Below are 19315 nucleotides of genomic sequence, written 5' to 3'. Positions count from 1 at the left end.
CCGTTCGATTATCGCTCAGACGATATTCAAGCAGCGTCCTTGAAGATGCCCATTTCGAACAGTTCGCGCTTGAGCACGAGTTCGCGCGGCATCTTCTCGCCCATCTTGTCGAACCACTCCTTGTGGCCGGCCAGTTCCGCCTTCCAGGCGTCGGCGTCGATGGTGGTCAGGGCCTCGAAATCATCCTTGTTGATGTCCAGGCCGGTCCAGTCGATGTCTTCGAACTTCGGCATCCAGCCGAGCACGGTTTCCTTGGCGGCAACCTTGCCCTTGCAGCGGTCGACGATCCACTTCAGCACGCGCATGTTGTCGCCGAAGCCCGGCCACATGAACTCGCCCTTCTCGTTCATGCGGAACCAGTTCACGCAGAAGATCTTCGGCGTGGCATCGACGGTCTTGCCCATCTTCAGCCAGTGGTTGAAGTAGTCACCCATGTGGTAACCGCAGAACGGCAGCATGGCGAACGGGTCGCGGCGGACGACACCTTGCTGGCCGAAGGCGGCAGCGGTGGTTTCGGAGCCGAGGGTGGCCGCCATGTAGACGCCGTAGTTCCAGTTGAAAGCCTGGTACACCAGCGGCACGGTGGTGGCGCGGCGGCCGCCGAAGATGAAGGCCGAGATCGGCACGCCGGCGGGGTCTTCCCAGGCGGCGTCGACCGAGGGACACTGGTTGGCCGGTGCAGTGAAGCGCGAGTTGGCGTGGGCTGCCTTGCGGCCGGCCTTGCCGTCTTCCGGCGTCCAGTCCTTGCCCTGCCAGTCGATCAGGTGGGCCGGGGCTTCCTTGGTCAGGCCTTCCCACCACACGTCGCCATCGTCGGTCAGCGCGACGTTGGTGAAAATGATGTTTTCCTTGAGCGTGGCCAGGGCGTTGTAGTTGGTCTTGGCCGAGGTGCCCGGGGCAACGCCGAAGAAGCCGGCTTCCGGGTTGATCGCGTAGAAACGGGTGACGCCATCTGCATCGAGACGCGGCTTGATCCAGGCGATGTCGTCGCCGATGGTGGTGATCTTCCAGCCGTTCATCGGCTCGGGCGGGATCAGCATGGCGAAGTTGGTCTTGCCGCAGGCCGACGGGAAGGCGGCAGCGACGTAGGTCTTTTCACCTTCCGGCGATTCGACGCCGAGGATGAGCATGTGTTCGGCCAGCCAGCCCTGGTCGCGGGCCATGTTGGAGGCGATGCGCAGCGCGAAGCACTTCTTGCCGAGCAGGGCGTTGCCGCCGTAGCCGGAGCCGTAGGACCAGATTTCACGGGTTTCCGGGTAGTGCACGATGTACTTGACGGTCGGGTTGCACGGCCAGGCCACATCCTTCTGACCGGCTTCGAGCGGGGCGCCGACGGTATGCACGCAGGGGACGAATTCGCCGTTGGTGCCGAGCACGTCAAACACCTTGGCGCCCATGCGGGTCATCGTGCGCATGTTGGTGACGACGTAGGCCGAATCGGTGATTTCCACGCCGATGTGGGCGATCGGCGAACCGAGCGGGCCCATCGAGAACGGGATGACGTACATCGTGCGGCCCTTCATGCAGCCCTTGAACAGGCCGTTCAGGGTTTCGCGCATCTTGGCCGGTTCTTCCCAGTTGTTGGTCGGGCCGGCGTCTTCCTTGTTTGCGGAGCAGATGTAGGTGCGGTCTTCGACGCGGGCAACGTCGGACGGGTCGGAGAAGGCCAGGTAGGAGTTCGGGCGCTTTTCCGGGTTCAGCTTGATCAGGGTGCCGGCTTCAACCATTTCCGCACACAGACGGTCATACTCTGCCTGCGAACCATCGGCCCAGTAGATGCTGTCGGGCTGGGTCAGCGCAGCAATCTCGGCGACCCATTGTTTCAGGCCTTCGTGTTTGACGTAATCTGGTGCATTCAGCGGTGCGGTCATGGCGATGTCTCTCTCTAAGTTACTGAAATAGCTAGGTTTCACGCCAGTCGCCGGGAGCTGCCACCAAGACTGCGAGCGGCTGGAGGCCGTCGGCTGGGAAGCCCGTAATTATGCATCAAGTCAGGGTAAATAGCTACTTGACTTTTCGTGTCTAAGTGATGTCCGAAATGAATAAAATTCGTCAAGCTGCTATAATTTATCGCATCACAAAACCGTATTTCACGATATAAAACGGAGGAAGACATGGATCCCAGGCAACTGCGCGAAGCCGCGCTTTACTATCACCGTCATCCTAAGCCGGGCAAGATTGCGGTCACGCCGATCAAGCAGCTGACCAATCAGTACGATCTGTCGATGGCTTATTCGCCGGGCGTCGCCTTCGCCTGCGAAGAAATCGTCGCCGATCCGGCCGAAGCCAGCACCCTGACCGCCCGCGCCAATCTGGTTGGTGTCATCACCAACGGCACCGCCGTCCTCGGCCTCGGCCCGATCGGCCCGCTCGCCGCCAAGCCGGTGATGGAAGGCAAGGGCGTACTGTTCAAGAAATTCGCCAACATCGACGTTTTCGACCTTGAAATCGACGAGCGCGATCCGGACAAGCTGATCGAGACTATTGCCTCGCTGGAGCCGACCTTCGGTGGCATCAACCTTGAGGACATCAAGGCGCCCGAGTGTTTCTATATCGAGAAAAAGCTGCGCGAGCGGATGAAGATTCCGGTCTTTCACGACGACCAGCACGGTACGGCGATCGTCGTCGGCGCGGCCATCCTCAACGGCTTGCACCTGATCGGCAAGGACCTGTCCAAGGTCAAGATCGTCACGTCCGGTGCCGGCGCTGCGGCGCTCGCCTGTCTTGACCTGTTGGTCATGCTGGGGGCGCCGGTCGAGAACATCTGGGTCACCGACATCAAGGGCGTGGTCTACGAAGGTCGCGTCGAGGAAATGGATGAGATCAAGGCGCGCTACGCCAAGAAGACCGACGCCCGGTCGCTGGGTGAGGTGATCGCTGACGCCGACGTCTTCCTCGGTCTGTCGGCCGGCGGCGTGCTCAAGCCGGAAATGGTCGCGAAAATGGCACCCCGGCCGGTGATCATGGCGCTCGCCAACCCGACGCCGGAAATCCTGCCCGAGCAGGTCAAGGCCGTGCGCGACGACGCGATCATGTGTACCGGCCGGTCGGACTACCCGAACCAGGTCAATAACGTCCTCTGCTTCCCGTTCATTTTCCGCGGTGCGCTCGACGTCGGTGCGACGACGATCACCGAGGAAATGAAGATGGCGGCGGTCAAGGCGATTGCTGAACTCGCCCGTGCCGAGCAGTCGGATGTGGTCGCTTCGGCCTACGGCGAGAAGATTTCCGGCTTCGGCCCGGAATACCTGATTCCCAAGCCCTTCGATCCGCGCCTGATCGTCAAGATCGCGCCGGCGGTGGCTCAGGCCGGCATGGACTCGGGCGTGGCGACGCGGCCGATCCAGGATTGGGACGCCTACCTGCAGGGCTTGAACGAATTCGTTTATCACTCCGGTCTGATCATGAAGCCGGTGTTCGCCCAGGCCCGCCTGGCGCCCAAGCGCATCGTCTTTGCCGAGGGCGAGGACGAGCGCGTGCTGCGCGCGATCCAGGTCATCCGTGACGAGGGAATCGCCCGTCCGGTGCTGATCGGCCGTCCGGCCGAAATCCTGCGGCGGATCGAGGCTGCCGGCCTGCGCATCCGCGAAGGCGAGGATTTCGAGATCATCCACTCGGAGAACAATGCCTTCTTCGACGCCCACTTCGACGAGTTCTGGCAGACCTACTACGGCATCATGCAGCGCAAGGGCGTCTCGCCCGACTACGCGCGCCGGGAAGTGCGCCGCCGCAACACGCTCTACGGCGCCTTGATGGTCCGCCTTGGTTACGCCGATGGCCTGATCTGCGGTACTTTCGGTCGTCACGACACGCATCGCGAATATGTCGAGAATGTCATCGGCACCCGCGCCGAGCACGATCGCTACTACACGATGAACCTGCTGCTGCTGCCCGGTCGTACCGTGTTCATTGCCGATACCTATGTGAATTACGATCCGAATGCCGAGCAACTGGTCGATATGACCTTGATGGCGGCCGAGGAAATCCGCAATTTCGGTATCGTTCCCAAGGTGGCACTGTTGTCGCATTCCTCTTTCGGTACCGAGAACACGCCGACTGCGGTGAAGATGCGCGAAGTGCTGGGCGAGCTCAATCGTCGGGCGCCGGAACTCGAAGTCGAAGGCGAAATGCACGGCGATGCTGCACTCGACGAGCAGATCCGTCAGGTGACCTTCCCCAATTCGCGCCTCAAGGGGCAGGCCAATCTGCTGGTGATGCCGACGCTGGACGCGGCGAACATCTCGTTCAACCTGCTCAAGGTGGCGGCCGGCGACAACCTGACCGTCGGGCCCATCCTGCTCGGGGCAGCACGGCCGGTAAACATCCTGACGCCGACGGCCACCGTCCGCCGCATCGTCAACATGACGGCGTTGACCGTGGTTGACGCCTCCTGAGTAAGTGCCTCAGTTTTCGCCGCTATCTCGATGGTTTGATTGAAATTTTGTTCCGTGCGCTTAAACTCGGATAAAATCGCAGCCAAATCTTGGAGAGTTTTTACATGCGGCGAAAACTGTGGCTTCTGCTGACATCCCTGGCGCTGGTTCTGGCGCCATTGCCGGTTATCGTGGGCAAAGCTGAAGCTCAGACGAACAAGCCCAAGCAGTCGGCTGCCAAGAAAGCACCGGCGGCCGCCAAGCAAGCCAAGAAAACGAACAAGAAAACCGTCGCCAAGCATCAAGGTGCGGTGCGCCACGTTGCGGTCAGCGACGATCCGACCCGCCTGGCCATCCAGTCCTCGGCTGCCCTGGTTCTGGATCAGAGCAGCGGTCGGGTGCTGGTCGAGAAGCATCCGGATGCGGTGGTGCCCATCGCCTCGATCACCAAGCTGATGACGGCGATGGTCGTGCTCGATGCCGGTCTCGACATGGAAGAAGTGATTTCCATCAGCAATGCCGACATCGACGATCTCAAGGGTACCCGCTCGCGTCTGCCGGTCGGTACGACGATGACGCGCGAAACGGCGATGCTGCTGGCGCTGATGTCGTCGGAAAATCGCGCGGCCAATGCGCTCGGCCGCCACTATCCCGGCGGTTTGCGGGCTTTCGTTGACGCCATGAACCGCAAGTCGCGCTCGCTGGGCATGTTCGACACGCGCTTCGAGGAACCGACCGGCCTCTCCAGCAATAACGTGTCTACCGCTCACGATCTGGCGCGCATGGTGGCCGCCGCCGCGCGCTACCCGCACATCCGCATGTATTCGACCACGGCCGAGGCCAAGCTGGAACTGAGCGGGCGCATCCAGACCTTCGGCAATACCAATGCGCTGGTCCGCAGCGACAACTGGCAGATCGGCCTGTCGAAGACCGGTTACATTTCCGAAGCCGGACGTTGCCTGGTGATGCAGGCCTGGGTCGCCGACAAGCCAGTGGTCATCGTGCTGCTCGATTCGCAGGGCAAGATGACCCGCGTTGGCGACGCCAACCGGATCAAGCGCTGGATGGAAAGTGCCGGCCTGAAGCCGGTCGCCACGCCGGCCTGACCCGCCTGCCGGCGGCAGGCATCAATTGCGGTGGTGTACGTAGCCCAGGGCTTGTGAGACGGCGTTGGCCGTTTCCTGGACCTGGCGCGCCCATTCCGGGTTGTGACGATCGGCAGGGGCCGATACCGACAGCGCGGCAACGACCTGGCCTTCATCGTCGTGGATCGGTGCGGCAACGCACTTGAGGCCCAGTTCGGCCTCTTCGTCGTCGTAGGCGATGCCGTGGCGGCGGACCTTGTCCAGTTCCTTTTCCAGCGCTTCGAGCGTGGTCAGCGAATGCGGCGTCTTGCCCGGCAGGCCGGTGCGGCGGGCGTAGTCACGGACCTTCTGGGTGCCGTCGGCAGCCAGGAAAAGCTTGCCCAGCGAAGTCAGGTGCAGCGGCGCACGACCACCGACCAGATAAACGACACGCACCAGCGAACGTCCCGACGAGGTGCGTTCGAGATAGACGATCTCGTCGTCGTGACGGGCGCCGAGGTTGATTGCCTCGCCGATTTTTTCATGCAGTTCCTGCATGAAGGGCAGGGCGACTTCGCGGACGTTGATCCGCGATTTGACGATGTTGCCGAGCTCGAGCAGGCGAATGCCCAGGCGGTAGGTGCCGGCATCCTGGCGTTCGACGAAACGGGCGTTGCACATCGCCGCGAGGATGCGGTGGGCGGTCGACGGATGGAGTTCGGTGGCGGTTGCCAGTTGCTTGAGGCTGGCCGCATCCTGCACCTGGGCAAGCGCGTCGAGCAGCGACATCATGCGCTCGATGACCTGGATAGAACCTGGCGTTCTGGTGGCGCCGTCGGCAACTTCTGACAACTGGATTCCTTTATTCGCGGGGTTTGAGTAGCATTAGCCACTTTGCCTTCTTGTGCGGCGCAATATTAGCATGCGGATTGCCTTATACGTTACCTGTCTCGTCGACCTGATGCGCCCCGCCGTGGGCTTTGCCGCCCTGCGTTTGCTGGCGGCGACGGGTAATGACGTGGTTGTGCCGCCAGCGCAGACTTGCTGCGGTCAACCGGCCTGGAGCGCCGGCAACCGGCCGCTGGCCAAAACCCTGGCGCAGAAGGCGATTGCCGAGCTGGAAAATTACGATGCGGTGGTGGTTCCTTCCGGCTCCTGTGCCGAGCAGATCCGCCTGACCTATCCCAAACTGTTCGCCGACGATGCCGTCTGGGGGCCGCGCGCCCGGGCGCTGGCAGCGCGCACTCAGGAACTGAGCGAGTTTCTCGCCAGCCTGGGCGAGCCGCTTGAGCCGCCCGGCGAATTCGCCGGCAGCGTCACCTACCACGATTCCTGCAAGGGCCTGCGCGGTCTCGGCATCAAGGCGCAGCCGCGTGCCTTGCTCGGCCGCGTACGCGGGCTGAGCCTGAAGGAAATGGCCGACTGCGAGGAATGTTGCGGCTTCGGTGGTGCCTTCGCCGAGAACTATGCCGATGTCTCGGCGCGCATCGTCGACCGCAAGTGCGAGTCGGTTGCCGCTGCCGGGGCTGACGCCGTCGTTGGCGGTGATCTCGGTTGCCTGCTCAACATCGAGGGGCGCTTGCGCCGGCGCGGCGACGAGACGACGCGGGTGCTGCACTTTGCCGAAGTGCTGGCCGGGGAAACCAAGCCATGAACGCCAACGCGCGTCACTCGCAGGCGATGCATTTCACCGCCCGCGCTGCCGACAAGGTGCGCAACCCGGTGCTGCAGCAAGCGCTGCAGAAAGCCAAGCCGCTGTTTTCCGGCAAGCGCGCCAAGGCCATGGCGGCGTTGCCCGATGACGGTCTCGAATTCGAAGCCTTGCGCGAGGCCTGCGCCGGCATCCGCGATCGGGCGCTCAACGACCTCGACGTGTGGCTGGAAATCTTCGAGGAAAATGCCCGCGCGCGCGGTGCCGAAGTGCTGTGGGCGCGTGATGGCGGCGAAATCTGCGATCTGGTGATCGACGTCGCCCGCCGTCATGGCGTCAAGAAGGTGACCAAGTCGAAGTCGATGCTGTCCGAAGAGGCGCATCTCAACGACGCGCTGGCCGCCGCCGGCATCGAGCCGGTCGAGACCGATCTCGGCGAATACATCATTCAGCTGGCCGGCGAGGCGCCGTCGCACATCATCGCGCCGGCGGTGCACAAGACCTTGCAGGAAGTCGAGGCGCTGTTCGCCGAGAAGCACGGCCGGCCGCAAGCGGCGCGGACTTCCGCCGACATCCCGGCGCTGGCCAAGGAGGCGCGTGGTGTGCTGCGCCAGCACTTCCTGTCGGCCGACATGGGGATTTCCGGTGCCAATTTCCTGATCGCCGAGACCGGAACCGCGACGCTGGTCACCAACGAAGGCAACGGCCGCATGGTGACCACGCTGCCGCGTGTGCATGTGGTGATCACCGGCATCGAGAAAGTGGTGCCGACGCTGCAGGATTTCGCGACCTTGATGCGCCTGCTGCCGCGTTCGGCGACCGGCCAGACGATTTCCAACTACGTCTCGCTGCTGACCGGCACCCGCGCTGACGACGAAAGCGAAGGACCGACCAAGACAGTCTTCATCCTGGTCGATAACGGCCGCGCCGACGTCGTCGGATCGCACTACCAGGACATCCTGCGCTGCATCCGTTGCGGCGCCTGCATGAATCACTGCCCGGTGTATTTCTCGCTCGGCGGTCACGCCTACGGCTGGGTTTATCCCGGGCCGATGGGTTCGGTGCTGACGCCGCTGTACACCGGCATCGAGAACGCACTCGACCTGCCGCATGCGTCGACCGGCTGTCGCCAGTGTTCCAGCGTCTGCCCGGTGCGCATTCCGCTGCCCGAGCTGATGCACGGCCTGCGCCAGGAGCAGCAGCGGCGCGGTCTGCGCCCCTGGGGCGAGCGTTTTGGCCTGCGTGCCTGGGCCTGGATCGCCGGGCGGCCGACGCTGTACCGGGCGCTGACCCGGATCGCCGCCCGCTACCTGAACTGGCTGGCCGACGGCGAGGGGCGCATCCGCCTCTTCGGTTTTGCGCCGGGTTGGACGACGGCGCGCGATCTGCCGGTCGCCGGCGGTGGCAAGACCTTTTTCGAACAATACGCAGCAAGCAAGAGAGACTGACAATGGAATTCGCACCCGAAGGCCCGATGGCCATTCCCCTCTGGATCAACGGCCGCCCCTATCTCACGGTAGGCGACAGTTTCTTCGACGTGATCAATCCGGCGACCGGGCAGGCCCGCCACCGGGTGCCGATGTGCGGTGCCGACGAAGCGGCGCAGGCCGTCGCCGCCGCCCGCGATGCCCAGGGCGCCTGGGCGGACATGGGGCCGTCGGCGCGCCAGCTCTGCCTTGGCCGATTGGCCGATGCCCTGGAGCGCTACGCCGGTCATTTCGCCAAAATGCTCAGTCAGGAAAGCGGTCGTGCCGAAGAAATGGCGAGTGCCGAAGTGACGGCTGCCGTCGCCGGTTTGCGCGCGATGTCGGTGGGTGAGACCGGGGTGGCGGCGTTGGTCGTCGACGACAGCCAGCCGCTCGCCGGTCTGGTCGCCGCCGCCGTGCCGGCCCTGCTGGCTGGTGCGACTCTGGTCGTCAAACCGAGCCCGAAAGCCCCGTCGGCGGCTTTCGCCCTGTGCGAACTGGCGACCCGCAATGACTGGCCGGCCGGCGTGCTCAACCTTGTCCACGGCGACGGCCCGGCCATCGAAGGCTTGTGCGCGGCCGGCGTCGATTACCTGGTGTTCGCCGGCGCCGAGGCGCTGGGCGCCCAGGTCGGCGAACTGGCGGCACAGCACGGAACGGCGTTTGCCACGGTCGGCTGATGGAACGCATCGTCTATCTCGAACAGGAATCGATGATCGCCACCGTCCGGCGACCGGCGTTCGCCCATGCGTGGGTCGAGTACCCGGCGACGACCGCCGATCAGGTGGCCGAGCGCTTGCGCGGGGCGAGTATTGCCATCGTCAACAAGGCGCCGCTGCCGGGCGCGGTGATCGACAGCCTGCCAGAGCTGAAGATGATTGCGGTGGCGGCGACTGGTACCAATGTCGTCGATCTCGACGCCTGTCGTCGGCGCGGCATTGTCGTCAGCAATATTCGCGGCTACGCCGAGCAGACCGTGCCCGAGCATGTCTTCGCGCTGCTGCTGGGCTTGTCGCGCAACCTGTTTGCCTGGCGCGAAACGGTGCAGGCCGGGCGCTGGCAGCAGGCGACGCAATTCTGCCTGTTCGATCACCCGATCCGCGACCTGCACGGGGCGACTCTTGGCGTGGTTGGTACCGGCAGTCTCGGCAACGGCGTCGTCCGGCTTGGCGAAGCTTTCGGCATGCGCGTCCTGCGCGCCGAACGCAAGGGGGCGGCTAGCGTCCGTCCCGGCTATACCGCTTTCGCCGAGGTGCTGGCTCAGGCCGACGCGATCAGCCTGCATTGTCCGCTGAGCGAGGCGACCCGCCACCTGATCGGCGAGCCGGAACTGCGCGCGATGAAGCGCTCGGCCCTGTTGGTTAACACCGCGCGCGGCGGCATCGTCGACGAAGCGGCGCTGATACGTGCGCTGCACGAAGGCTGGATCGCCGGTGCCGGTTTCGACGTGGTCAGCGCCGAACCGCCGCCGGTCGGTCACCCCATGCTCGATCCGGCCCTGCTCGCCTTGCCCAACTTCATCCTCACCCCGCATGTCGCCTGGGCCAGTCGGCCGGCGATGCAGGCGCTGGCCGATCAGTTGATCGACAACATCGAGGCTTTCGTCGCCGGTCAGCCGAGGAACGTGGTCACATGAGCGCGCGCGACGACATCCTCGCCCGCGTTCGCGCCGGCGTCGGCAAGGGCGATGCCGACGCGCGTCGCGCCGCAGCCCTGGCACGCCTGCAGGCCGGACAGTCGGGGCCGCAGCCGACCCTGACCGGCGATCTGGTCGAGCGCTTCTGTGCCAAGGCAGAATCGCTGGCCAGCACGGTTGCCCGTGTCGACGACTATGCCGCCGTGCCGGCGCATGTCGCCGAGTGGCTGTCCGCCCGGCAACTGCCCCTGCAGGCGGTGACCGCGCTCGATGTCGCCGGGCTCGACTGGGCCGAGGCGGGCCTCTCCTGCCGCAGCGGTGTGGCGGTCGATGCCGACCCGGTCGGGATCTCCGGCTGTTTTTGCGCCATCGCCGAAACCGGTACGCTGATGCTGCTGTCCGGCCCGGCGACGCCGGCGTCGGTCAGCCTGCTGCCGGAAACCCATATCGCGCTGGTGCCGGCGGCGCGCGTCGTCGCCAGCATGGAAGACGCCTTCGCCCTGCTCAAGGCCGAGCGCGGCGCCTTGCCGCGGGCAGTCAATTTCGTTTCCGGGCCATCGCGCACCGGCGACATCGAACAAACCATCGTCCTCGGCGCCCATGGGCCGTGCCGGGTCCATCTGATCGTGATCGGGGAAAATTCATGAGTATTCAATTTGCCGTGCGCGGCGACCACATCCAGCTCGACCAGCTGCTCAAGGCTACCGGTCTGTGCGAATCCGGCGGTGCCGCGCATGCGGCGATCGCCGATGGTCAGGTGACGGTCGACGGCCAGGTCGACACCCGCAAGCGGGCCAAGCTGCGGCCCGGTCAGCGCGTCGTTTTTGCCGGCGAGGAAGTCGAGTTGCTGGCCGAGTAGCCCAGCTTCAATCCAGCCAGCGGATCGGCGAGGCGAGTTCGGGGTGTTTGCCGCAGTGCTCGCGGTAATGCCCGGCTATCGTCGCCATGTCCTGCGCCGGATCGCCACTCAGGGTGATGTAGGCGAGGATGCCGACCCGGCGCCTGGCGTAATCGATGAAACCTAGCCCGACCGGCACCTGAGCCGCCAGTGCGATGCGGTAGAAACCGCTCTTCCAGCCAGCGGTCAGGCTGCGTGTGCCTTCCGGCGCCAGGACCAGCATGAAGCGCTGGCGGCGGGCGAATTCGGCGGCCATCTGGTCGACGAAACCGGTGCGCTGGCGCCGGTTCACCGCGACCCCGCCGAGGCGGCGCAGCAGGCCACCGAAAGGCCAGCGGAAAAGAACGTCCTTGGCTGCCCAGTGCGCTTCCAGTGCCAGCCCCTGGCGCGCCAGCAGCGCGTAGAGCGCGTCCCAGTTCGAGGTGTGCGGATAGGCAATCAGTACCGTCCGGGGTGGGCGTTCCGCTGGCTCGACCAGGGTCCAGCCGAGACGTTTCACCAGCCAGCGGGCAAAGGTCTGCATCATCGATTCAGCACATCTTGACCACGATGTCGTGCAGGGTGTTGGCGCAGTGGGCCATGCGGTCGGCAGCGTTGGCCAGGTGGCGGTAGATTTCGCGCTGCTTGAACATGTGGATGTAGTTGTCGCCCTGGAATAGATCGGCGATGGCGCGCCGGTAGGCTTTTTCCACCCGGCGTTCGGCCTTGCGTGCGGCGTCGGCGTCGTTGGCCGCTTCCGCCGGGGCTGTCGCCAGGCGGCTGAAGCCCTGTAACAGCGCGTCGGTGCCGAGTTTGATGTGCATCGCCATCTCCAGGCAATGCTTGTCGGGCTGCAGGCCGAGCACTTCCATTTCGCTGACCGTGGTCTTGCAGTAATTGACCACCTCGTCGAGGTCCATGATCGCGCGGTAGAGATCCTCGCGATCGATCGGCGTCGAGAAGGCCTCGTTCAACGTGTGCAGGTTGTGGATCTTGACCCGGTCGGCTTCGTGCTCGTCCTTGCGGATCTGCTTGCCGATGTCGTGATCGGCGTTTTCCATGAATTCGACCAGCAGCCCGGTGGTCTTGCCGACCTGCCGGCATTGCTCGACGAGCATGCCGAAGAAGTCGGGCATTTTCGGGAAGAACCGGCCGAGCAGGCGGGACAGCAGCGAGGGCGAGGCGGTAGCGTTGCTCATGGCTTGGCTCCGAGGAAAAGATTGACCAGCGCATAGGCCAGGATGGCGACCAGGGCGGCGCCGGGAATGGTGATCAGCCAGGTGGTGGCGATGTCCTTGGCCTTGGCCCAGCGCACCGCGCGCGGGCGTTCGGAGGCGCCGATGCCCATGATCGAGGTGGCGACGATGTGCGTCGTCGATACCGGTGCGCCACCCAGGGAGGCACTCATGATCACCAGGCCCGAGGTCAGTTGTGAGCCGAGGGCATGGATCGGGCGGACGCGGTAGATGGCGAAACCGAGTGTGCGCACGATGCGCCAGCCGCCGGAGAGGATGCCCAGGGTCATCGCCGTGGCGCAGGCGAGCATGACCCAGAACGGCACGGCAAAGTGCGGGATGAACCCGCCGAGCAGCAGCACCAGGGTCAGGATGCCCATGCTTTTTTGCGCATCGTTGGCGCCGTGGGCGAAGGCCAGTCCGGCGGCGGTGAAGAACTGGGCAAAACGCAGGTGACGGTTGGCTGCCGGCGTGGCTGCCCGGAGCAGCACGCTGAGGATGCGGTGAATGGCGAAACCGACCCAGAAACCGATCAGCGGCGACAGGATCAGGGCCGCCAGTACTTTCACGATGCCGGTCAGCCGGCCGCTGGCCAGTTCGTGAAAGCCCCAGACGACATGATCGACGCCGACACCGACGACGACCGCGCCAATCAGGCCGCCGACCAGGGCGTGCGACGACGACGAGGGTATGCCGAAATACCAGGTGCCGAGATTCCACACGATGGCGCCGATCAGGCCGCACAGCAGCATGGCCAGCGACAGCAGCGGCAGGATGCCGCCGAGTTCGACGAACTTGCCGATGGTGTTGGCCACCGCCGTGCCGCCGAGTAGGGGGCCGAGGAATTCGAAGACGCCGACAACGATGACCGCCTGGACCGGCGTCATCGCCCGTGAGGCAATGACCGTGGCGACGATGTTGGCAGCATCATGGAAGCCGTTGGTGTAGTCGAACACCAGGACGACGATGACGGTCGCCAGCGCGAGCAGGAACAGGGTGTCCATGCGAGTTGCCCGGTATCGGGTCCCCCTCCGGATTGGTATATGTTGTTTTGGCCAGTATAGCGCGCGCTCTTGCTGGTGTGTGTCGGGTTAAAATAAGTGAACTCTAATAATCTGGCGCATGCCGGGAACAGCCATGTCCTACCCCCATTTTTCCTCGATTTCCCGCAGTTTTGCCCCCGGCTGGTTCGCCGCCGTCATGGGCACCGGTGTGCTGTCCATGAGCACCCTGGCCCTGTCGGCCAGGTGGCCGCTGCTGGCCGGTCCGGCGGAAGTGCTGCACTGGTTCAACGTGCTCCTTTTCGCGCTGCTCGCCGTGCCCTGGCTGACCCGCTGGCTGCGTTTCCCGCAGGCGGCGATGCAGACCCTGCAGCATCCGGTGCAGGCCAATTTCTATCCGACCTTTTCGATTGCCCTGCTGGTACTGGCAGCGCAGTGGGTGCAGTTCGGTCCCTATGTCGGTGCGGCGCTCTTCTTCTGGTGGGCAGGAGTCATTCTGCATTTCGTGTTCAGCTTTGCCGTGCTCTTCTTCATGTTTCGCGGCGAGCATGTGGCGCTCGATCACGTGACGCCGGCCAAATTCATCCCGGCGGTCGGTCTGGTGGTCATGCCGCTGGCCGGTGGTCCGTTGCTCGCGCACATGGACGGGGCGCTACGCGAATGGGCCTTGACGGCCAATATTGTCGGGCTCGGCGCGGGCAGCATGATGTACCTCGGTCTGCTCGGCCTGACCCTGCAGCGCAAGTACCTGCACAAGCCGGCGCAGGGCATCCTGACGCCAACGGTGTGGATTCATCTGGCGCCGATTGGCGTCATCCCGGTCAGTTTCATGAATTTGGCCGAACATTTTCCTTTCCCGGTTGTGCGCGAGATCGCGGCGGTGCTGATGGCGCTGGTCTGGGGCTTTGGTGTCTGGTGGCTGGTGATGGCCAGCCTGTTGACCTGGTCGGCCAAGGCTGCGGGGCAATTGCCGTTTGCGCTTTCCTGGTGGGGGTTCACCTTCCCGCTGGGCGCGTTTGCCGTGGAGAGCCTGCGGTTGTACAAGATTTTCGGCTGGAACAGCATGCTGGTGATCGGCGTGCTGGCCTGGCTGATGTTGTGTGGTTTCTGGTCGCTGACTCTGTGGCGAACCGCGCGCGGGGTGCTGAGCGGCGGTATCTTTCAGCCGCACCCGTGACGGCCTGGGGCTGGCTGGCGCTGCCGCCAGTGCTGATCTGGCTGCTCAATCGCGGCATCCGGCATGGCTTGCGGGCGCCGCGTCTGCCCCGCCAGGAAACGCCCGAAGGTCTGCCCTGGCAGGCCGTCGCCATCGCCAGCCAGAATGGCAAGATGCTGCGCGCCTGGTATATCCCGGGCGGCAGACGGGCGTTGTTGCTGATGCACGGCTGGGGCGGCAACGCAGCCACCCTGCTGCCACTGGCCAAGCATCTGCACCTGGCCGGCTACAGCCTGCTGCTGCCCGATGCGCGCTGTCATGGCGAGAGTGACGATGACAGTTTCGCCTCGCTGCCGCGTTTTGCCGAAGATATCGAATCCTGTCTGGACTGGTTGGCGAAGCAAACCGAGGTCGATCCCCAAGCCATCGGTCTGGTCGGCCACTCGGTCGGCGCCGGCGCGGCCCTGCTGGTCGCCAGTCGGCGTTGCGATATCCGGGGGGTGCTGAGTATTTCCGCATTCGCTCACCCGGCGGCAATGATGCGTCGCTGGCTGAGCACCATGCACATTCCCTACTGGCCGCTGGGGGCCTACATCCTGTGGTACGTGCAGCGGGTGATTGGGCATCGGTTCGACGATATCGCGCCTTGCCGGACGATTGCGCAGATTGCGTGTCCGGTCTTGCTGGTGCACGGCTGCGCCGACCTTACCGTGCCGCTTGAGGAGGCCCGCCAGATAGCGGCGGCCTCGTCTGCCGCACAGTTGCTTGAGGTGCCTGGGTGCCACGAGGACTTTGGCGATATCGAGGCGCATTTGCCCAAGGTGCTCGACTTCCTCGATGGCGCCTTTGGCTCCCGACATCAAGATGAAAAAAAGGCGGGCGACTAGCGCCCGCCCAAGCGGAGTCTGCCCTGTTTGGCGTCAGGGCAGGAGGAAAGAGGCTTTCTCCCGCAGGGTGATGTCGGCATTGCCCTCGGCGGTGATGGTGAAGTGGATCGGGTTGGAGCCGCGCTTGCCGGATTCCGGCGGCGCCGCAACCACGACGTTGAACGAAGTCAGGCCGGCAGCCTTGGCGTCGACCGTGTCTTCGCCGCTGATCTTGAGACCGTCGAGGCCATCGACCGCCAGTTTGTAGCGCTGCGGCAATTCGGTGGTGTTCATGATCTGCAGCATGAAGACGTTCTCGATGCTGCCATCGTCGGCCTCGCGGGCCAGGGTCGAGCGGTCGCGGATGATGTCCATCTTCAGCGGAATGCGGTTGACCAGGAAGTAGCCGGCGATGATCGTGATCAGGATCAGGATGGCGGTATAGACCAGTACCCGGGGACGAACCATGTGGCTGAGGATATCGGCGCTCGATTCCTGCTTGGCCATGGCGTTTTCGGTCGAGTAACGGACCAGACCGCGCGGCAGGCCGACCTTGTCCATGACCTGATCGCAGACGTCGACGCAGGCAGCGCAACCGATGCATTCATATTGCAGACCGTTGCGGATGTCGATGCCGGTCGGACAGACCACTACGCACTGGCCGCAATCCACACAGTCGCCCAGCTTGCTGATGTCGGCGCCTTTCTTGCGGATGCCGCGCGGCTCGCCACGAGCCGGATCGTAGGTGATGATCAACGTATCCGGGTCGAACATCACGCTCTGGAAACGGGCATACGGGCACATGTACTTGCATACCTGTTCGCGCATGAAGCCGGCGAACAGGAAGGTGAAGCCGCCGTAAAGGAAGATCCACAGGGTTTCCCAGGGGCCGAGACTGTTGGTCACGACATTGTTGATCAACTCGTCCATCGGGGTGAAATAACCGACCAGCGTGAACCCGGTCCATAGCGACAGGATGCCCCAGAGCAGGAACTTGGTGCCCTTGATGCGTAGCTTGCGTGCATCAAGTGGTGCCTTGTCCAGTTTCATCCGGGCATTGCGGTCACCCTCGACCCAGTTTTCGATCCACATGAACAGCTGGGTATAGACGGTCTGTGGGCAGGCGTAGCCACAGAACAGCCGCCCGGCGACGGCGGTGACCAGGAACAGCGCGTAGGCCGAAATGATCAGCAGGACGGCGAGATAGATGACGTCCTGCGGCCAGAAGACGAGGCCAAACAGATAGAACTTGCGCTCGACCAGATGGAACAGGATCGCCTGTCGGTCATTCCAGACCAGCCAGGGCGTACCGTAGAAAATGACCTGGGTCAGCAGAACCAGGATGATGCGCCAGTTATCGAAGAAACCGCGTACCCGCTTGGCGTAGATTTTCTTGCGTTTTTCGTAGAGTGAAACTTCGGCTACCGGTTCCTGCTTGTTCTGATTGTCCGCTTGAGTCATTTTTTTTGTGTGCCCGTTGATTGTTATGGTCGGAAACCGGGGGAATGGCATGTCTGCCGACTAATCGCATGAAGCAAGCCTGCGGGGCGAACTAAGGGGGATATGCGACCAGCCGACCGGCACACCAGAAGCTCTAGAACTCCAAGGAAAGCGCATTGAGCAGTGGGAGGTGTCCCCGGTTTCCGGAGCAACTAATATCAAGTTGCGTGCCAGCTTTGTGTTGTTGTTTGGTTTCTTTAAAATCAATGACTTGCTTTTTATTTTGCGTGGCTTGCCTCTGTTTTTTCGAATGCTGTGTCAGAATCGACAGCATCGATTGACCGAGGTGCCAGTTTTGACATCGCATTTTCTGAGTGAGCTGATTTCCTTTCTTGATGGCCTGCCCGAGCCGCGTATCGTAATGAGCGCCGATTACCGGATCATTGCCGCCAATGCCGCCTATACGCGCGAATTTGGCGGTGGGCGCGAGTTGGCCGGTCGGGCCTGCTACGAGGTCTCGCATCGCTTCAATGTGCCGTGCGACCAGGCCGGCGAATCCTGTCCGCTCAAGCTCAGTCTGGAAGCGGGCGAGCCGCAACGGGTCCTGCATCTGCATCACACGCCCCGGGGCGAAGAGCATGTGCTGGTCGAAACCTCGCCGATCCGCGATGAGACCGGCGAAATTGCCTATTTCGTCGAAACCATGCGCTTGGTGCGCCAGGCCAGCAGTCGTGTCGCCACGAGTGGGCTGGTCGGTCGCTCGGCGGCGTTCAGCAGCATGCTGGAAAAGATGATGCGGGTCGCCCCTTCCGATGCGGCCGTGCTGTTGCTGGGCGAGACGGGGACCGGTAAGGAACTGGTGGCGCATGCCATTCACGAGGCCAGCGCCCGGGAAGAAGGGCCGTTTGTTGCGGTCGACTGCGCGGGAATGACGGAAACACTGTTCGAGGCCGAATTGTTCGGTTACGAAAAAGGGGCCTTTACCGGCGCCACCCACCGCAAGCAGGGCCTGGTCGAAGCGGCTTCGGGCGGCACCCTGTTTCTGGATGAAATCGGCGAACTGCCGCTCTCGCTACAGGTCAAGCTGCTGCGCCTGCTGGAAACCGGGACCTATCGCCGGGTCGGTGGTCTTGACTGGTTGCCGGCCGATTTCCGGCTGATCACCGCGACGCACCGCGATCTTGCGGCCATGGTGGCGGCTGAAAGCTTTCGTCGTGACCTGTATTTCCGCATCAATACCTTTCCCATCCGGACGCCGGCATTGCACGAGCGTAGTTCAGACATTCCCCTGCTGGCTGAATCGCTACTGGCCCGGGTTGACCGCAAGCCTGGTCGACACTTCACGGCGGCTGCGCTCGGCTGGCTTGCCGCCCAGCGTTTCAGCGGCAACATCCGCGAATTGCGCAATCTGATCGAGCGCGCCTCCCTGCTTGCAGACGGCGATGCCATCGATGTGACGCATCTTCTCGAGATGACCGATCCGCCGCTTTATCTTCCTGTTGAGCCGGGCGGGGCGGCTGGCTTTCAGGTGGATGCCCTGATCGATCTGGAAACACTGGAAAGGCGCTATCTCAAGTGGTCCAGGCAGATACACGGTGGCGATATGGAGGCGTTGGCCAGGCAACTTGGTATCAGTACCCGGACGCTGTATCGAAAACTGGAGCGAGTGAATTGAAAACCAAATTCACGATTGCGATCCGGTTATGACAATGATATATTCCGTCAGGTTTTTGGTATGGCTGATTCCCTGTCTTTACCAAGTCTTACATTCCCGAATGATTGTTAAACTAGAATCGAGAAAAGCGGTTTTATTTCCAATAGAGGGTCCGTTCGGTCAGAGTGCGCCACAGTGCGTGCGACTGAATGGGTGACGAAGGTTCTTTGCGAGTGATAAATATGAAAATCAGGACTATCCCCTTTTTGCTGGCAGTTGCGGTTTTCCCCGCATCTGTTCTTGCCCAGAATGCTTCTTCCCCGGAGGTGCAACAGGCTCTGCGCGAGATTGCCCAGCAAGCGGTGCTGAAGAGCCCGGAAGTGACGACCAAGTGGCGTAACTACAAGGCGGCCGACGAGGAAATCGGGGTGGCACGCGGTGGCTATTTTCCGCGGGTAGACCTGACTGCGGGCGCTGGCCGCGAGAGTCTGAAGACGCCGCCGACGAATACCAAGGACAACTACACCCGCCAGGGCTACGCGCTGACCCTGAACCAGATGGTGTTCGACGGGTTTGCCACGCGCAGCGAGGTTCGCAAACTCGACAAGGCGCGTCTGGTCCGTTACTACGAATTGCTCGAAGCCTCCGAGAACGTCGCTCTGGAAGCCAGCCGCGCCTATCTCGATGTGCTGCGCTACCGTTTCCTGGTCGATCTCGCCGAAGACAACTACATCCGCCACAAGGCCACGCACGAGCAACTGAAGGTGCGTACGGCATCGGGCGTCGGGCGTCGCGTCGATCTGGAGCAAGCCGGCAGCCGTCTGGCCCTGGCCGAAGTCAATCTGACCACCGAAACCGCCAACCTGCACGACGTGTCGGCACGCTATCAGCGTCTG

18 protein-coding genes are annotated in these 19315 nt (G+C 63.2%); 12 read left to right on the top strand and 6 right to left on the bottom strand.

The annotated features are described in order from the left end of the window. Positions 1–26 precede the first annotated feature (26 nt). Positions 27–1871 carry a phosphoenolpyruvate carboxykinase (GTP) gene (locus G471_RS0109300; protein ID WP_028995108.1) on the bottom strand — a complete coding sequence of 615 codons (1845 nt, stop codon included), beginning with the start codon at positions 1869–1871 and terminating at the stop codon, positions 27–29. Between the two features lie 243 nt (positions 1872–2114). On the opposite strand from G471_RS0109300, the gene G471_RS0109295 reads away from it, so the two are divergent. Together G471_RS0109295 and pbpG are read left to right on the top strand one after the other, a co-directional pair. Beyond that, positions 2115–4394 carry an NADP-dependent malic enzyme gene (locus G471_RS0109295; protein WP_028995107.1) on the top strand — a complete coding sequence of 760 codons (2280 nt, stop codon included), beginning with the start codon at positions 2115–2117 and terminating at the stop codon, positions 4392–4394. Positions 4395–4498: 104 nt separating this feature from the next. Further along, the gene (gene pbpG / locus G471_RS0109290) at positions 4499–5479 is read left to right on the top strand and encodes a D-alanyl-D-alanine endopeptidase (protein WP_043421361.1); all 981 of its coding nucleotides are present in this window, start codon (positions 4499–4501) and stop codon (positions 5477–5479) included. A gap of 21 nt (positions 5480–5500) precedes the next feature. On the opposite strand, the gene G471_RS0109285 is transcribed toward pbpG, so the two are convergent. After that, positions 5501–6229, bottom strand: coding sequence for an IclR family transcriptional regulator (locus tag G471_RS0109285; RefSeq protein WP_081700195.1), 729 nt, complete (start codon positions 6227–6229; stop codon positions 5501–5503). A 130-nt stretch (positions 6230–6359) separates the two neighbouring features. On the opposite strand from G471_RS0109285, the gene G471_RS0109280 reads away from it, so the two are divergent. Genes G471_RS0109280 through G471_RS0109255 form a run of 6 tightly spaced genes read left to right on the top strand, consistent with a single transcriptional unit; the run spans position 6360 to position 11049 of the window. Then, a complete protein-coding gene (locus tag G471_RS0109280; protein WP_028995104.1) occupies positions 6360–7091 on the top strand; it encodes a (Fe-S)-binding protein in 732 nt (243 codons plus the stop codon). Further along, on the top strand, positions 7088–8536 hold the full coding sequence (locus G471_RS0109275) for a lactate utilization protein B (protein ID WP_043421359.1): 1449 nt from the start codon (positions 7088–7090) through the stop codon (positions 8534–8536). Before G471_RS0109280 ends, G471_RS0109275 begins: the two co-directional genes overlap by 4 nt. Positions 8537–8538: 2 nt before the next feature. Further along, positions 8539–9234, top strand: a complete 696-nt coding sequence (locus G471_RS0109270) for an aldehyde dehydrogenase family protein (RefSeq protein WP_028995102.1) — start codon at positions 8539–8541, stop codon at positions 9232–9234. After that, a complete protein-coding gene (locus tag G471_RS0109265) occupies positions 9234–10190 on the top strand; it encodes a D-2-hydroxyacid dehydrogenase (RefSeq protein WP_028995101.1) in 957 nt (318 codons plus the stop codon). The genes G471_RS0109270 and G471_RS0109265 overlap by 1 nt, the downstream gene beginning before the upstream one ends. Beyond that, the gene (locus tag G471_RS0109260; RefSeq protein ID WP_028995100.1) at positions 10187–10837 is read left to right on the top strand and encodes a LutC/YkgG family protein; all 651 of its coding nucleotides are present in this window, start codon (positions 10187–10189) and stop codon (positions 10835–10837) included. The genes G471_RS0109265 and G471_RS0109260 overlap by 4 nt, the downstream gene beginning before the upstream one ends. Beyond that, the gene (locus G471_RS0109255; RefSeq protein ID WP_028995099.1) at positions 10834–11049 is read left to right on the top strand and encodes an RNA-binding S4 domain-containing protein; all 216 of its coding nucleotides are present in this window, start codon (positions 10834–10836) and stop codon (positions 11047–11049) included. The genes G471_RS0109260 and G471_RS0109255 overlap by 4 nt, the downstream gene beginning before the upstream one ends. A 7-nt stretch (positions 11050–11056) precedes the next feature. Here G471_RS0109255 and G471_RS0109250 read toward each other — a convergent pair whose 3' ends face one another. The 3 genes from G471_RS0109250 to G471_RS0109240 are packed head-to-tail and all read right to left on the bottom strand — an operon-like array spanning position 11057 to position 13306. Next, complete coding sequence (locus G471_RS0109250; protein WP_028995098.1) at positions 11057–11614, bottom strand: 1-acyl-sn-glycerol-3-phosphate acyltransferase; 558 nt, start codon at positions 11612–11614, stop codon at positions 11057–11059. A 4-nt stretch (positions 11615–11618) separates the two neighbouring features. Further along, the gene (locus G471_RS0109245; RefSeq protein WP_028995097.1) at positions 11619–12266 is read right to left on the bottom strand and encodes a DUF47 domain-containing protein; all 648 of its coding nucleotides are present in this window, start codon (positions 12264–12266) and stop codon (positions 11619–11621) included. Then, positions 12263–13306, bottom strand: coding sequence for an inorganic phosphate transporter (locus tag G471_RS0109240; RefSeq protein ID WP_028995096.1), 1044 nt, complete (start codon positions 13304–13306; stop codon positions 12263–12265). The genes G471_RS0109245 and G471_RS0109240 overlap by 4 nt, the downstream gene beginning before the upstream one ends. A gap of 133 nt (positions 13307–13439) precedes the next feature. Here G471_RS0109240 and G471_RS18940 point away from each other — a divergent pair, with 133 nt between their 5' ends. Both G471_RS18940 and G471_RS18935 read left to right on the top strand, forming a co-directional pair. Beyond that, positions 13440–14480: a TDT family transporter gene (locus G471_RS18940; RefSeq protein ID WP_028995095.1), complete on the top strand. Its 1041-nt coding sequence runs from the start codon at positions 13440–13442 to the stop codon at positions 14478–14480. Next, positions 14477–15346 (top strand): alpha/beta hydrolase, encoded by an 870-nt coding sequence (locus G471_RS18935; protein ID WP_051295405.1) that lies wholly within the window; start codon positions 14477–14479, stop codon positions 15344–15346. The genes G471_RS18940 and G471_RS18935 overlap by 4 nt, the downstream gene beginning before the upstream one ends. Positions 15347–15379: 33 nt before the next feature. On the opposite strand, the gene ccoG is transcribed toward G471_RS18935, so the two are convergent. Then, positions 15380–16786: a cytochrome c oxidase accessory protein CcoG gene (ccoG, locus tag G471_RS0109225; RefSeq protein ID WP_028995094.1), complete on the bottom strand. Its 1407-nt coding sequence runs from the start codon at positions 16784–16786 to the stop codon at positions 15380–15382. 169 nt (positions 16787–16955) lie between these two features. Between ccoG and G471_RS0109220 the strand changes: the two genes are divergently transcribed. Together G471_RS0109220 and G471_RS0109215 are read left to right on the top strand one after the other, a co-directional pair. Next, positions 16956–18440: a sigma-54 interaction domain-containing protein gene (locus tag G471_RS0109220; protein WP_424243834.1), complete on the top strand. Its 1485-nt coding sequence runs from the start codon at positions 16956–16958 to the stop codon at positions 18438–18440. Positions 18441–18745: 305 nt separating this feature from the next. Then, on the top strand, positions 18746–19315 hold a 570-nt coding region (locus tag G471_RS0109215; protein WP_169720487.1), incomplete at its 3' end, for a TolC family protein.

The organism is Azonexus hydrophilus DSM 23864, from assembly GCF_000429605.1.
Classification (GTDB): Bacteria; Pseudomonadota; Gammaproteobacteria; order Burkholderiales; family Rhodocyclaceae; genus Azonexus; species Azonexus hydrophilus.
The sequence above is the reverse complement of the archived record's forward strand: the minus strand, read 5'-3'. Positions and strand labels throughout refer to the sequence as shown.

Bases quoted from the DNA above. Each gene is read 5' to 3' on its own strand.
- G471_RS0109300 (WP_028995108.1), bottom strand. From the start codon at position 1,871: ATGACCGCACCGCTGAATGCACCAGATTACGTCAAACACGAAGGCCTG.
- G471_RS0109295 (WP_028995107.1), top strand. From the start codon at position 2,115: ATGGATCCCAGGCAACTGCGCGAAGCCGCGCTTTACTATCACCGTCAT.
- pbpG (WP_043421361.1), top strand. From the start codon at position 4,499: ATGCGGCGAAAACTGTGGCTTCTGCTGACATCCCTGGCGCTGGTTCTG.
- G471_RS0109285 (WP_081700195.1), bottom strand. From the start codon at position 6,229: ATGATGTCGCTGCTCGACGCGCTTGCCCAGGTGCAGGATGCGGCCAGC.
- G471_RS0109280 (WP_028995104.1), top strand. From the start codon at position 6,360: ATGCGGATTGCCTTATACGTTACCTGTCTCGTCGACCTGATGCGCCCC.
- G471_RS0109275 (WP_043421359.1), top strand. From the start codon at position 7,088: ATGAACGCCAACGCGCGTCACTCGCAGGCGATGCATTTCACCGCCCGC.
- G471_RS0109270 (WP_028995102.1), top strand. From the start codon at position 8,539: ATGGAATTCGCACCCGAAGGCCCGATGGCCATTCCCCTCTGGATCAAC.
- G471_RS0109265 (WP_028995101.1), top strand. From the start codon at position 9,234: ATGGAACGCATCGTCTATCTCGAACAGGAATCGATGATCGCCACCGTC.
- G471_RS0109260 (WP_028995100.1), top strand. From the start codon at position 10,187: ATGAGCGCGCGCGACGACATCCTCGCCCGCGTTCGCGCCGGCGTCGGC.
- G471_RS0109255 (WP_028995099.1), top strand. From the start codon at position 10,834: ATGAGTATTCAATTTGCCGTGCGCGGCGACCACATCCAGCTCGACCAG.
- G471_RS0109250 (WP_028995098.1), bottom strand. From the start codon at position 11,614: ATGATGCAGACCTTTGCCCGCTGGCTGGTGAAACGTCTCGGCTGGACC.
- G471_RS0109245 (WP_028995097.1), bottom strand. From the start codon at position 12,266: ATGAGCAACGCTACCGCCTCGCCCTCGCTGCTGTCCCGCCTGCTCGGC.
- G471_RS0109240 (WP_028995096.1), bottom strand. From the start codon at position 13,306: ATGGACACCCTGTTCCTGCTCGCGCTGGCGACCGTCATCGTCGTCCTG.
- G471_RS18940 (WP_028995095.1), top strand. From the start codon at position 13,440: ATGTCCTACCCCCATTTTTCCTCGATTTCCCGCAGTTTTGCCCCCGGC.
- ccoG (WP_028995094.1), bottom strand. From the start codon at position 16,786: ATGACTCAAGCGGACAATCAGAACAAGCAGGAACCGGTAGCCGAAGTT.